The sequence below is a fragment of the Mucilaginibacter auburnensis genome (assembly GCF_002797815.1).
Taxonomy (GTDB): Bacteria; Bacteroidota; Bacteroidia; order Sphingobacteriales; family Sphingobacteriaceae; genus Mucilaginibacter; species Mucilaginibacter auburnensis.
Map to the genome: position 1 here is coordinate 585014 of NZ_PGFJ01000001.1, position 13017 is coordinate 598030.

The following is a 13017-nucleotide window of genomic DNA, read 5'->3' on the forward strand; positions in this document are numbered from 1 at the left end:
ATGAAAACGATTCTTGTCCCAACCGATCTTTCTGCCACTGCTGATAACGCGGCGCAATACGCCGTACATCTGGCCGAAATTATAAAAGCCGACGTAAAGCTTTGCAACGCTATTAAAGTGCCGGCCGATAGTGTTTTTGCTAATACCGTTGTTTGGCCGTTAGAGAATTACGATTCGTTAAAAGAAAGTATTGATAACGATTTGCAAAGTAGCTGTAACAAACTTACGTTAGAAGAGAATGCCAGTTTGGGCAAGCATACCTTTCCGCGCATTAATTCGGTAAGCAGGCCGGGCAACGTGGCCGAAGTTGTAAATGAAATTGTAACCACCGAACGTATACCACTGGTGGTAATGGGCCTCTCGGGAGCGGGTGCATTAAACCGGTTCTTTTTAGGGAGCAATAGCGAAGAAGTTATAGAGAATGCCGATTTTCCTTTATTGCTGATTCCGTCCGACGTCTCATTTAAACAAATTAAAAAAATTGCGTTTGCAACTGATTTCAACAAAAAGGATTTGCAAAGCGTGTACTCGCTCATCAGTTTTGCACGCCACTTTGATGCGGAAATAATGATAGCACACATTACCGATGACGCTCAGGATGATGAGGAACATCAAAAAGTTGCTAATGATTTTCTAAGCGACATTTGCGATAAGGCGAACTACAGTAAAATTTATTATCGCCGCGTAAGAAGTGTAGATGTTGAACGTGGCCTGGATTGGATTTGCGAACATAGCTTTTCAGATATGATAGCAATGAGCCATGGCGATCACAATTTTATCGATTCTTTTTTTAGCGGCAGCTATACCAAAAAGCTGGCCCGGCATGTAAACATTCCACTACTGGTTTATCCAAAGCATTCCAGATCAGCCTCTATGTTTGTGTTTTGATCCGTAAATATGACGACCGTCATTTTTTACATGGTCGGTCGTCATGTTATGGGAAACTGAGCTTGTGCACCTTTGAGTTATAAAAAAAAGGAATATGAGCGTTATCACTCCCGAGACTGTAACCGCCTGTTACCACTGCGGAAATGACTGTGAAGAAGAGCGTTATACAATTGACTATAAACAATTTTGCTGCCATGGCTGCAAAGAGGTTTATACCATTCTGTCAAAAAGCGGATTGAACAATTACTACTGTTATAACGACCGCCCCGGCGCTAACCGCGCAAAAAAAGACCTGCAATTAGATTATCTGCTGGAACCTTCCATTATTAAAGACTTGGTAGAATACAGCGATGATGATGTAACGATAGTTACCTTTTATATTCCGCATATTCACTGTAGCTCTTGCATATGGTTACTGGAACAGTTGAACCGCCTTAACCCTGCCATTTACTACAACCGGGTTGACTTTCTGCGCAAACAGGTAAATATCCGCTTCAGCAATAAAGATATTGACCTTAAAGGAGTTGTAGAGCTATTGGATACAATAGGTTACGAGCCGCTTATCAGCCTGCAGGATGTGATCAAGAAACAGGCCTTCAGCAGAAAAGATGATCTGGTAAGAAAAATAGCTGTGGCCGGTTTCTGTTTCGGCAATGTCATGCTGCTCAGTTTTCCGGAGTATTTGGGTTTCTCGGAGCACGATACTTCCTTCAAATACTTTTTTGGCTGGCTCAACCTGGTATTTACCTTACCTGTTACTTTTTACAGTGGCTGGGGTTATATGCAGGCAGCTTATACCACGCTTAAAAATAAAGTTTTAACTATAGACTTTCCGCTGGCATTGGGAATAGCGGTGTTATTTATCCGTTCGTGGATTGAGATTGCCACTAACACCGGCGCGGGCTTTGTTGACACGCTTTGCGGCTTGATCTTCTTTTTACTGATAGGCAAATTTGTTCAGCGTAAAACCTATTATCATTTATCGTTCGAGCGGGATTACCGTTCATTTTTCCCGGTGGCCGTGCAGGTAATTGAGGAAAATAGCGAACGCCATGTGCCGTTGGCCGATTTACAGGTAGGGCAGCGCATCAGGGTGCGCCACCAGGAGATTATTCCTGCCGATGCCATCCTGTTAAAAGGCGATGCCAAAGTTGATTTCAGCTTTGTTACCGGCGAATCGGTGCCTGTTAATAAAACCTTAGGCGAAGTAATTTATGCCGGCGGCCGCCAAATGGGTGGAGCTATCGAACTGGAAGTAGTAAAACCGGTATCCCAAAGCTACTTAACCCGCCTTTGGAACAATGAGGCTTTCAGCCGCAGTCAGGACGACCGTATAGAAACTTTTAGTCAGAAAGTAAGCAAGTACTTTACGGTTGTTTTACTGATAGTAGCGGTAGGCTCGTTTGCTTATTGGGCGCCAACTGATATGCACAGGGCAATAGCATCGCTAACTGCCGTGCTCATTATTGCCTGCCCATGCGCACTGGCTTTAAGTACGCCATTTACCATGTCGGCAGCGTTGGGGATATTCGACCGAAACCTGTTCTACCTGAAAAACGCTGCCGTTGTTGAGCAGATAGCCGCTATTGATACCCTGGTTTTTGATAAAACAGGAACCATCAGCATAGCAGGGGGCAGCAATGTTGAACTGGTTGGCGAGTTGAGCGTTGAAGAAAAAGACGCGGTTAGCGCGGTCTGCGCCAACTCATCGCACCCGCTAAGTCAGCTAATTTGCCAGCACCTTGGTTCCGCCTCGCGAGATACGCATGTTACCGTTTACAACGAAATATCAGGCAGGGGCATTGCAGCAAAAGCTAATGGCATCAGCATAAAGTTGGGTAGTGCCAAATTTGTGTTAGCCGCTGATAGCAACGCCGTGGCCGACAATGGTAGCCTGGTGCACGTTATTATCAATAGTAAATACAGAGGTTACTTTACCATACGGCACCAATACCGCGAAGGTATGTTTGAAATGCGTAAGTTGAGAGAACAATACCAACTCTACCTCCTATCCGGCGACCATAATCACGAGCGCGGCAACCTGTCATCCGTATTTGGTGATGAAAATGCCATGCACTTTGAGCAATCTCCTCAAGATAAACTCAACTTTATTGAAGGTTTACAACAAAAAGGCCAGAAAGTAATGATGCTGGGCGACGGCCTGAACGACGCCGGCGCACTGAAACAAGCCGATGCAGGCGTTGCCGTAACTGATAATGTAAACAACTTTTCCCCTGGCAGTGATGCCATTCTGGACGGACGATCACTCAATAAATTACCGGCCTTTTTGAAGTTCTCCAAAGACGCCCTGCATGTTATCTATGGCTCGTTCTGCATATCCTTTCTGTATAACCTGATAGGATTGAGCTTCGCGGTTACAGGCAGGTTATCTCCGGTTATAGCAGCTATTTTAATGCCGGTGAGCACGGTCACTATTATATCATTCACCAGCATAGCCACGCATCTGGCAGCTAAGAAACGCAAATTGTTATGAGCATAATTTACTTTTTAATAGGGTGCAGCGTATTGCTGGCCCTTGTATTTTTGGGCGCTTTTTTCTGGGCGCAAAAAAATGGGCAACATGATGATATGTATACCCCATCCGTAAGGATCCTGCTTGATGAGCAACCGCTTGACGAAACCGAAAAGTGAGCATTGTCATGTTTTCAAACAACCCTTGTCATTCTGTACCCCGCTCGTTCAAAATAATTTTACAGCATTAAAACATCCCAATTAATTTATTATGCAACCCGAAAAATTTTACTACGACAATAAGATCGTCCGGAATTTTGGTATAGCAACCATAGTGTGGGGCATCATCGGCATGACGGTGGGCCTTTTGGTAGCCATACAGTTATTTAAACCCGGTATGAACATGGGCAGCCAGTACACCACATTTGGCCGTATACGCCCGCTGCACACCAATGCTGTAATCTTCGCCTTTGTGGGTAACGCCATTTTTATGGGTGTTTACTACTCGTTACAACGGCTTTTAAAAGCCCGCATGTTTAGCGATGCGTTGAGTAAAATTCATTTCTGGGGATGGCAGCTCATTATTTTGTCAGCAGTAATAACACTACCGCTGGGCTTAACTACCTCGCATGAATATGCCGAACTGGAGTGGCCCATTGATATTGCCATAACGCTGATCTGGGTTGTGTTTGGTATCAACATGTTTGGTACCATTATAAAACGTCGCGAGCGTCACCTTTATGTAGCCATCTGGTTTTACATAGCCACCTTTGTTACTATAGCTGTTCTGCACATTGTAAACTCTTTTGAGTTACCTATATCTGCCTTTAAAAGTTATTATTTGTATGCAGGTGTACAGGATGCATTGGTACAATGGTGGTACGGTCACAACGCGGTTGCGTTTTTTCTAACTACGCCATATCTGGGCATGATGTATTACTTTTTGCCTAAAATGGCTAACCGCCCTGTGTACTCTTATAAATTAAGTATCCTGCACTTTTGGTCGCTGATATTTATTTACATCTGGGCCGGTCCGCACCACTTGTTATATACTACATTGCCAGGCTGGGCACAATCATTAGGCGTAGTGTTCTCTATCATGCTGATAGCGCCAAGCTGGGGCGGTATGATCAATGGCTTGTTAACACTACGTGGTGCATGGGATAAAGTTAGGGATGATGTTATCCTGAAATTTATGGTGGTTGGTTTAACCGCCTACGGTATGGCCACCTTTGAGGGGCCTATGCTATCGTTAAAACAAGTAAACGCCATTGGCCACTTTACCGATTGGATTGTTGCGCACGTGCACGTTGGCGCTTTGGGCTGGAACGGTTTCTTAACGTTTGCTATACTTTACTGGCTGATACCGCGCATGTATCGCACCGAGCTGTACTCTAAAAAACTGGCATCATTCCACTTCTGGATAGGCACTTTAGGTATACTGTTTTACGCGGTGCCTATGTACTGGGCCGGCTTTACACAAGGTTTGATGCTTAAGGAGTTTACGCCGGAAGGTTTGTTGAAATATCCAAACTTCTTGGAAACCACCATTCGTATTATTCCAATGCATGTAATGCGTGCCATTGGCGGTGGTATGTACCTGATTGGCGCTATTGCAATGGCTTACAATCTGGTTAAAACCATGACTCAGGGTAAATTAGTAAGCAACGAGGCAGCCGAAGTTATGCCGCTTGCAGCAGCCCACATAGAGCAGCACGAAACCCGCCATCGCTTACTGGAACGTAAACCAATACAAATGATGGTGGTAGCCTTGGTTGTAATATTAATAGGCTCTGTAATCGAACTGATGCCCACCATGACCATATCATCCAACATACCGACCATAGCCAGTGTAAAACCATACACGCCGTTGGAACTGGAGGGCCGGGACCTGTACATCCGCGAAGGCTGTGTTAACTGCCACTCTCAAACCATCAGGCCGTTCCGTTCAGAAACAGAACGCTATGGCGAGTATAGCAAGGCCGGAGAGTTTGTGTATGACCACCCGTTCCTGTGGGGCTCAAAACGTACCGGACCCGACTTGCAGCGTGAAGGGGGAAAATACGGTAACGCATGGCACTATAACCACATGCTTGATCCACGTCTGATGTCGCCGGGAAGTATAATGCCTAACTACGACTGGCTGATCACTCAGACCCTTAACACAAAAGCAACAGGTGATAAAATTAAAGCCATGCGCAAACTGGGCGTGCCATATCCCGAGGGTTATGAAAATACTGCCAATGCTGATCTGGACAAACAGGCCAAAGCCATAGCTGATGATCTGGGTAAAAACAACATCAAGGTAGAAAGTGATAAAGAGATCATAGCAGTAATTGCCTACCTGCAACGCCTGGGTACTGATATTAAAGTTAAAAACCGCTAATAAGTAAACATATGTTCTCACAATTTATATCACAGGCCGAAGGGCCGCAGGTTTATCTCATTACTTCACTGGCGATATTCCTGGTTTTCTTCATCGTAGTAACCATTTTACTTTTTAGCATGCGCAAAAACCATATCAATTACATGAGTGATATGCCATTGCACGACACTAATGACCAACCCTTAACCACAGCAGAATATGAAAACTAAATTTTTATTGATGTTGCTATTCCTGTCAACCGGTACAGCTCTTACCGCTGCTGCCCAGGATGCGGAACCTGAACTAACCAGCGGTGAACTGATGAACTATGTGGGTTACGGCACTATTGTTTTTGTATTGCTGGTATTTGTGGTAGCCATGTTGGTTGTTTTGCGCGCTGTAAACGCCATAAGTAAAGTAATTTTAGGTAGCGAGGCATTTAAAGAAACAGCCGAAGGCGCAGCTTTTGCCAAAAAGGAGAAAGTTAGCACAGTGAACAGGCTGTTATCATTAAGGCCGCTGTCTGAAGAAAAGGACCTTATAATAGAACATGAGTACGACGGTATTCAGGAGCTGGATAACCCAACGCCGGCCTGGTTTATGTACCTGTTTTATGGTACCATAGTATTTGCCTTTGTTTACTTAATGGTATACCACGTGTTAGGCGTTGGGCAATTACAGGATGAGGAATATAAAACCGAAATGGCCGTTGCCAATAAACAGAAAGAAGCTTTTCTGGCAAAATCCGGAAGCAACATTGATGAAAAGTCAGTCAAACTAAGTACTGATCCCGGAGATTTAGCCGCCGGGAAAAGCGTATTTACCGCCAGCTGTGCGCCGTGTCACGGTGTTCAGGGACAAGGTGTGGTTGGTCCAAACTTAACAGATGATTACTGGCTGCATGGCGGTAGCGTAAACGCTATTTTCAAAACCATTAAATATGGTGTTACAGATAAAGGCATGCCTACCTGGGAAAAACAGCTTTCCCCCAAACAAATTGCTGATGTAGCTAACTACATTAAATCACTTCATGGCACCAATCCGCCTAACCCTAAAGAGCCGCAGGGTCAGAAAGAAGAAGGCGGAGGCGATGCAGGTGCTAAAACAGCATCATTATAACAAACAGAATAACACAATTTTTAGAGGGATAGAGACATGTTAACAGAGGCGACACAACAAGCGGGCGCAGTGCAAAAGGGAAGTCGTAAGTGGATCTATCCCCTTATACGTAAAGGTCCGTTCTATCAATATCGCAGTTGGTTAAGCTACGCATACCTGATTGTTTTTTTTGCCGGTCCGTTTTTGCGGATAGGAGGGCACCCTGTGTTGCTGCTCAACATAATGGAGCGGCGATTTGTCCTGCTTGGCCAGGTCTTCTGGCCACAGGACTTCTTTTTGTTCGTGCTTGCCATGTTAGCATTCCTGGTTTGCGTGGTACTGTTCACTGTTGCATTCGGCAGAATATTTTGCGGATGGATCTGTCCCCAAACTATTTTCATGGAAATGGTTTTCCGCAAAATAGAGGAGTTTATTGAAGGCGATGCACGAAAACGTAAAAAATTGGACGATGGCCCATGGACGTTTGAAAAAAGATGGAAAAAGGCGGTAAAGCACTTCGTTTTCCTGCTTATCTCGTTTTTAATAGCCAATACATTCTTAGCATATATAATTGGCAGCGAGCAACTACTTAGCATCATTACCGAACCGGTTAGCCACCACATAGTTGGCTTTATCAGCATCTGGATATTTACGGCTGTTTTTTATCTGGTGTATAGTCAGGTGCGTGAGGTGGTTTGTACAGTTATTTGCCCCTACGGGCGTTTGCAGGGTGTGTTAACAGATAAGCATACGCTGATGGTAGCTTACAATTATACCCGCGGTGAGCCCAGAGGTAAGATCAGCAAAACAGATAACACGCCTAAAGGCGATTGTGTTGACTGCCATTTATGTGTTGATGTTTGCCCAACTGCTATTGACATACGTAACGGTGCCCAGCTGGAATGTATTAATTGCACCGCCTGTATTGATGTGTGTAATGATGTAATGCAGAAAATAAACCGGCCACTCAACCTCATTGGTTTTTACTCGGAGGAGCAGATCAAAGAAAATAAAAACCCAAAGTTTACCAGCCGTATGGCGGCCTACAGTAGCATTATAGTGGTGTTATTAGGCGTGTTAACCTTTTTTGTGTTACAACGCAGCGATGTAGATGTAACCGTATTGCGCTCGGCCGGATTACTTTATCAAAAACAGCCGGATGGTTACATCAGCAACCTTTACAACGCCGATCTGATCAATAAAACAGATAAAGATCAGCATATAAAGATAGTTGCACAGAACAAGCATATTAAAATTAAATATGTGCAGGCCCCGGCTGTGCTGGATAGTGCAGCATCTGCCAAAGCGGTATTCTTTATAATGATACCCGAGGCGCAGATCAAAACGCCTAAAACACAGGTTACTTTAAACGTAATGCAGGGCGATAAGATCATTAACAATATAACAACAACTTTTATTGGACCGGTAAATGGAAATTAAAATTAACTGGGGCAAAGGCCTTGTAATTGGCATGGGCATTTTCATGCTGTTCATTATTGGTTTGGGCGTATCAATTTTTAGCCAGAAAGGCGATGACTACGACCAAGCCTACTATGAAAAAGGGTTGGACTATAATGCCGATTATGACAGGGAGCGACAGGTGGTTACTGATAATGCGGTTCCGGGAATAAGCGTTACCAAAGAAAACCTGATAGTTGGATTTAAAGGACAAGCAGAAGGTGTAGTGCATATACAGCGCCCATCTGACAAAAGCATGGACAAAAATCTGTCATTTGCCTCCACCCCCAACGGACGTGTTGAGCTGCCTTTAAATGACATAGCCCGCGGACGCTGGCAACTGGTGTTTGAATGGAACGATAAAGGCAAAAAGTATCTTTATCAAAAAGAAGTATTTATACCATGACCGATCTGCAGGTTGCTTTTTTTATTGGCTTGTTTGGCAGCATACATTGCGTGGGCATGTGCGGGCCGCTGGCCTTTGCGTTACCTGCAAACAGCAACGGTAAATGGTTGCTGGTATTTGATAAGTTCATTTACCAGTTAGGCCGTGTTATAAGTTATACGCTGCTTGGGCTAATAATAGGCTTGGTTGGCCGGCAGGTTTGGCTGGCGGGCATTCAGCAAAGTGTAAGCATTATAAGTGGTGTTTTGATCATCGTTGCCGCGTTAACCCGCCTGTTCAAATGGTCTGTATTCTACAAAACTTACACATCAAAACCGGCGGCACTCGTTAACAAAGCAATTGTTTATACCCTAAAACATAAATGGGGGCATTTGGCGGTTGGTATGCTCAATGGTTTGCTGCCTTGCGGCTTCGTTTACCTGGCATTGGTGGGCGCGGTAAATACGCCAACTGTTGTTTCATCGGCCCAATACATGTTTTGGTTTGGCGTTGGTACAATCCCGCTCATGTTTGTTGCCGCGCTGGGTTCGGGCTTTTTTAGTTTGAATGTGCGCAAAAAGCTCAATAAGGTTATCCCCTATTTTATGCTTTGTTTGGGTATCTGGTTTGTTATGCGGGGTCTTTCGTTAAATATTGCATACCTTAGCCCCACAATAAATACAGACCAAAGCATCTGCCACTAAAAAGTGCTTTACGTCATTTTTTAGGCTGACTGCAATCATGTGCTGCCCGGTGGTTATTGGGCAACTTTGTTATATCAAAATAACAAATATCATGGCAACTATAAAAACAACCATCCCTCAACAATGGGCTCAAACCGAAACCGTAACTGAAAACAATACCAGTCTTTGGAGTAAATTTGCAGCGTTTGCCGATTCGCAAAAACCCAACCGCACCCTTTGGTTCTTTATTAATTTGGTGGTACATGGCGTGTTTATGTTGCCGCTGCCGGTTGTATTGATCTATTACTTTGGTGCGCCAACAGCTATACTCGGTGTAACCATGATCCTATTCTTCGTTAACATTGTAGCCTGTATGGGCGGATCAAGTATGCGCAGTGTATTGGCTTTGTTCGCCACATCAATAGCCGTTAACCTATTAATGGTTTTACTAACCCTGATTTTTTAACTGATCATATAATTCCCTAATTAATTGGAGCGGTTTAACAGCCGCTTTTTTAATACCATCTTTTTATGTCTCATACCTTTCATATACCTGTATTAGGTTTAGGCTTTTCGGTTGATACACCGCTAAAAGTTGCCAGATACGGCATAAATTCCGTTGCGTCTGTGGTTGACGACGATTTGATTGAACGCATGCGTTTATACCATTCTCAAAAAAATAACCTTGATGCTGAACCCATTGCCAAGACCGATCCGGACGCTCGTGCCAGGCGCATAACGGCATATCTTAATTTACTGAGCGACTTGGTTGATGAACAGTTTGAAGAGCTGAAGCAACAGAATTTCAATGCCGGTACCGATCTTGACAGGTATTTTCGTTTACTACCCGATGATTCTCCGCTAAAACAAGGCTACGAGTTAATGATCGAATATCCCGATAGCCCGAGTAAGAAGATATTCCAAAACATTTTACGCAGTAAGATGCAAAAAGGCAGCATTGACGTAAACATAATGGCCAAGGTGGATAAGATGAATTTTGATGCGGATGGTAACTACACCGGAGATACCAACACCGATGCGTTGGCCGCATTGCGTGGCTTTGCCGAAAGTAAGCTGCAATCGTCGCTGGTACTTTCAGCAGGAATGAACCCGAAGTTGTATAGCTACCTGGAGAAGTTTGATGATTTTTTCCCTGATGAGCACGGGCACCTGCGTAAAAAGATCATCTTAAAAGTTAGCGATTACCGCTCGGCGTTTATTCAGGCTAAGTTTCTGGCCAAAAAAGGACTGTGGGTATCTGAGTTCCGGATAGAATCGGGATTGAACTGCGGTGGGCATGCGTTTGCTACCGATGGCTTATTAATGGGGCCGATACTGGAAGATTTTAAAACCAAACGCGACGAAATGCAGGCTGAGCTTTTCTTCCTGTACCAGGATGCATTAATGGCCAAAAATCTGTTAACGGAAGTGATGCCTCCGCAAAAGATAAGCGCGCAGGGAGGTATTGGTACGGCGCAAGAAAATGATTTTATGCTGAAGCACTATGACCTGGATGCTACCGGCTGGGGTAGTCCGTTTTTGTTAGTGCCGGAGGCTACCAATGTTGATGAGGAAACCTTAAAACAGTTGGTTGATGCCGATACAAACGATTATTATATCAGCTCATCATCGCCGCTGGGTATATTGTTCAATAATTTCAGAAGAAGTTCAGCAGAGAGAATCAGATTGGAGCGCATTGCCAAAGGCCGACCGGGTAGCCCGTGCAACAAAAAGTTTCTGGTGAGTAATACCGAGTTTACAGAGCAGCCCATCTGCACGGCATCTCGCGAGTATCAAAACCTTAAAATAAAGCAGCTGCAATCTGCCGGATTAGAGCCCAAAGTACTGGAACGTGAAGTAGAAGCTGTTACCGAGAAAGTGTGCTTGTGCGAAGGATTGTGTGCATCGGCTTTCATTAAAAATGATATGCTGAAACCGCGCGAAAGCAAAGCGGTAACCATTTGCCCCGGACCTAACCTGGCTTATTTTTCAAAAATCTACACGCTTGATGAGTTGATAGATCATATTTACAACCGTACAGACCTGCTGGCATCGTCAAAGCGGGCACATATGTTCGTAAACGAGCTCAACCTCTACATTGATTATTTGAAGAAAGATATATCAGTTTACATGGACAATCTCAACGAGAAGAAAGGCAAGTATCTGTTAAAATTTAAAGATCAGTTACAACAGGGAATAGCCTACTACAAACAACTCATTCCAAATATCAGCAATCAAACGTCAGCGTATTTAGAGCAAATGTTGAATGATCTGGCCCTATCTGAAGAGCGCCTGGCCATGTTAAAGGTATAGTGCCTGCTCATCTGTATTGAGCTAAAAGATTAAAAAAAAAAGAGGCTGCCAGTTTTATATTGGCAGCCTCTTTTCGCTTTATAAAGGGAGTGGAATTACATTCCGCCGCCCAGATCACCACCGTGTACACCTTCTTCGCGGAATAACTTGGCACTGAAGTAATCATTATTCATACGACCGATGTTGGTCAGCGTAATTTCTTTCGGGCATTCTGCTTCGCAGGCACCGGTATTGGTACAGTTACCAAAACCTTCGTCGTCCATTTGTGCTACCATGGCTTGCACACGGCTCCAACGCTCAGGCTGACCTTGCGGTAACAACGCGAACTGCGATACTTTAGCTGATACAAACAACATTGCCGAAGCATTTTTACAAGCTGCAACACACGCGCCGCAACCTATACAAGTTGCAGAGTTAAAGGCCTCATCGGCAATAACTTTAGGTATAGCTATCTCGTTAGCATCAGGTACACCACCGGTGTTTACAGATACATAACCACCTGCCTGCTGTATACGGTCAAATGCCGAACGGTCAACCGCTAAATCTTTAATTACCGGGAAAGCTGCCGCGCGCCATGGCTCAATAGTAATGGTATCGCCATCTTTAAAGCTACGCATGTGCAGCTGGCAGGTGGTAATAGCACGTTTTGGTCCGTGTGGCTGGCCATTAATATACAGCGAGCACATACCGCAAATACCTTCGCGGCAATCATGGTCAAAGTATATCGGGTCTTCGCCTTTTTTGGTAAGGCTTTCGTTCACCACGTCAAGCATTTCCAAAAACGACATATCAGGCGATATGCCATCAGCTTTGTAAGTAACCATTTTGCCTGAAGTTTGCGCGTTTGGTTGTCTCCAAACTTTCAGGGTTAAATTCATATTTCCGGTACTCATTCTTAATTAGATTTGAGATGTGAGATTTGAGATGTGAGATCAATTATTTAGCAAAGTTTTTTGAAAAGCATAATTCATCTTCTGCAATTCATCAATCTGCTTTAATATACTATCTAACAACTCATCATTTAATAAATTTAATTTATTTGAAATAATTAATTGGGTTTGCAACTCGTAAGACGAACCATTTGCAATTCCCAAAAAATTAGAAAACTCCTTATTTGAATTTCTTCCTGCACCTTCAGCAATATTTGAAGGAATAGAAACAGCACATCTGCGAGCCTGCCTTGTTAATCCGAACCGCTCATCTTGAGGAAAGCTTGACGTAGCCTTGTAAACGTCTACGGTCAGATCAATCGCTTTATTCCAGATTTTTAGCTCTTTTAAATTGTGCATTTTTTAACTCTTAGTTTTGAGGCGTGAAGTTTGATATAAAAGCAAAGACAAGTCTCATATCTCAAA

General features: G+C 43.9%; 13 protein-coding genes. 11 read left to right on the plus strand and 2 right to left on the minus strand.

Features of this window, described 5'->3' with window-relative positions; translation table 11 throughout:
• The 11 genes from CLV57_RS02560 to CLV57_RS02610 all read left to right on the plus strand — a co-directional run bounded on the left by CLV57_RS02560 (position 1) and on the right by CLV57_RS02610 (position 11662).
• Positions 1 to 888: a universal stress protein gene (locus tag CLV57_RS02560; RefSeq protein ID WP_100339790.1), complete on the plus strand. Its 888-nt coding sequence runs from the start codon at positions 1 to 3 to the stop codon at positions 886 to 888.
• A 94-nt stretch (positions 889 to 982) separates the two neighbouring features.
• Entirely contained in the window at positions 983 to 3382 is a 2400-nt protein-coding gene (locus CLV57_RS02565; RefSeq protein WP_100339791.1) for a heavy metal translocating P-type ATPase, read from the plus strand.
• Positions 3379 to 3540 carry a cbb3-type cytochrome oxidase assembly protein CcoS gene (ccoS, locus tag CLV57_RS02570; protein WP_100339792.1) on the plus strand — a complete coding sequence of 54 codons (162 nt, stop codon included), beginning with the start codon at positions 3379 to 3381 and terminating at the stop codon, positions 3538 to 3540. Before CLV57_RS02565 ends, ccoS begins: the two co-directional genes overlap by 4 nt.
• A gap of 91 nt (positions 3541 to 3631) precedes the next feature.
• Positions 3632 to 5746, plus strand: coding sequence for a cytochrome-c oxidase, cbb3-type subunit I (gene ccoN / locus CLV57_RS02575; protein WP_100339793.1), 2115 nt, complete (start codon positions 3632 to 3634; stop codon positions 5744 to 5746).
• Between the two features lie 11 nt (positions 5747 to 5757).
• Complete coding sequence (locus CLV57_RS02580; RefSeq protein ID WP_100339794.1) at positions 5758 to 5955, plus strand: hypothetical protein; 198 nt, start codon at positions 5758 to 5760, stop codon at positions 5953 to 5955.
• Positions 5945 to 6844 (plus strand): cbb3-type cytochrome c oxidase N-terminal domain-containing protein, encoded by a 900-nt coding sequence (locus CLV57_RS02585; protein ID WP_100339795.1) that lies wholly within the window; start codon positions 5945 to 5947, stop codon positions 6842 to 6844. Before CLV57_RS02580 ends, CLV57_RS02585 begins: the two co-directional genes overlap by 11 nt.
• A 36-nt stretch (positions 6845 to 6880) precedes the next feature.
• Entirely contained in the window at positions 6881 to 8263 is a 1383-nt protein-coding gene (gene ccoG / locus CLV57_RS02590) for a cytochrome c oxidase accessory protein CcoG (protein WP_100339796.1), read from the plus strand.
• Positions 8253 to 8687 carry a FixH family protein gene (locus tag CLV57_RS02595; RefSeq protein WP_100339797.1) on the plus strand — a complete coding sequence of 145 codons (435 nt, stop codon included), beginning with the start codon at positions 8253 to 8255 and terminating at the stop codon, positions 8685 to 8687. Before ccoG ends, CLV57_RS02595 begins: the two co-directional genes overlap by 11 nt.
• Positions 8684 to 9370, plus strand: coding sequence for a sulfite exporter TauE/SafE family protein (locus CLV57_RS02600; protein WP_100339798.1), 687 nt, complete (start codon positions 8684 to 8686; stop codon positions 9368 to 9370). Before CLV57_RS02595 ends, CLV57_RS02600 begins: the two co-directional genes overlap by 4 nt.
• Before the next feature lie 91 nt (positions 9371 to 9461).
• Complete coding sequence (locus tag CLV57_RS02605; RefSeq protein WP_157799049.1) at positions 9462 to 9815, plus strand: hypothetical protein; 354 nt, start codon at positions 9462 to 9464, stop codon at positions 9813 to 9815.
• A 65-nt stretch (positions 9816 to 9880) separates the two neighbouring features.
• Complete coding sequence (locus CLV57_RS02610; RefSeq protein ID WP_100339800.1) at positions 9881 to 11662, plus strand: hypothetical protein; 1782 nt, start codon at positions 9881 to 9883, stop codon at positions 11660 to 11662.
• A gap of 95 nt (positions 11663 to 11757) precedes the next feature.
• Here CLV57_RS02610 and CLV57_RS02615 read toward each other — a convergent pair whose 3' ends face one another.
• Positions 11758 to 12555 carry a succinate dehydrogenase/fumarate reductase iron-sulfur subunit gene (locus CLV57_RS02615; protein WP_100339801.1) on the minus strand — a complete coding sequence of 266 codons (798 nt, stop codon included), beginning with the start codon at positions 12553 to 12555 and terminating at the stop codon, positions 11758 to 11760.
• Positions 12556 to 12594: 39 nt separating this feature from the next.
• Entirely contained in the window at positions 12595 to 12951 is a 357-nt protein-coding gene (locus CLV57_RS02620; protein WP_100339802.1) for a four helix bundle protein, read from the minus strand.
• Positions 12952 to 13017: the final 66 nt, after the last annotated feature.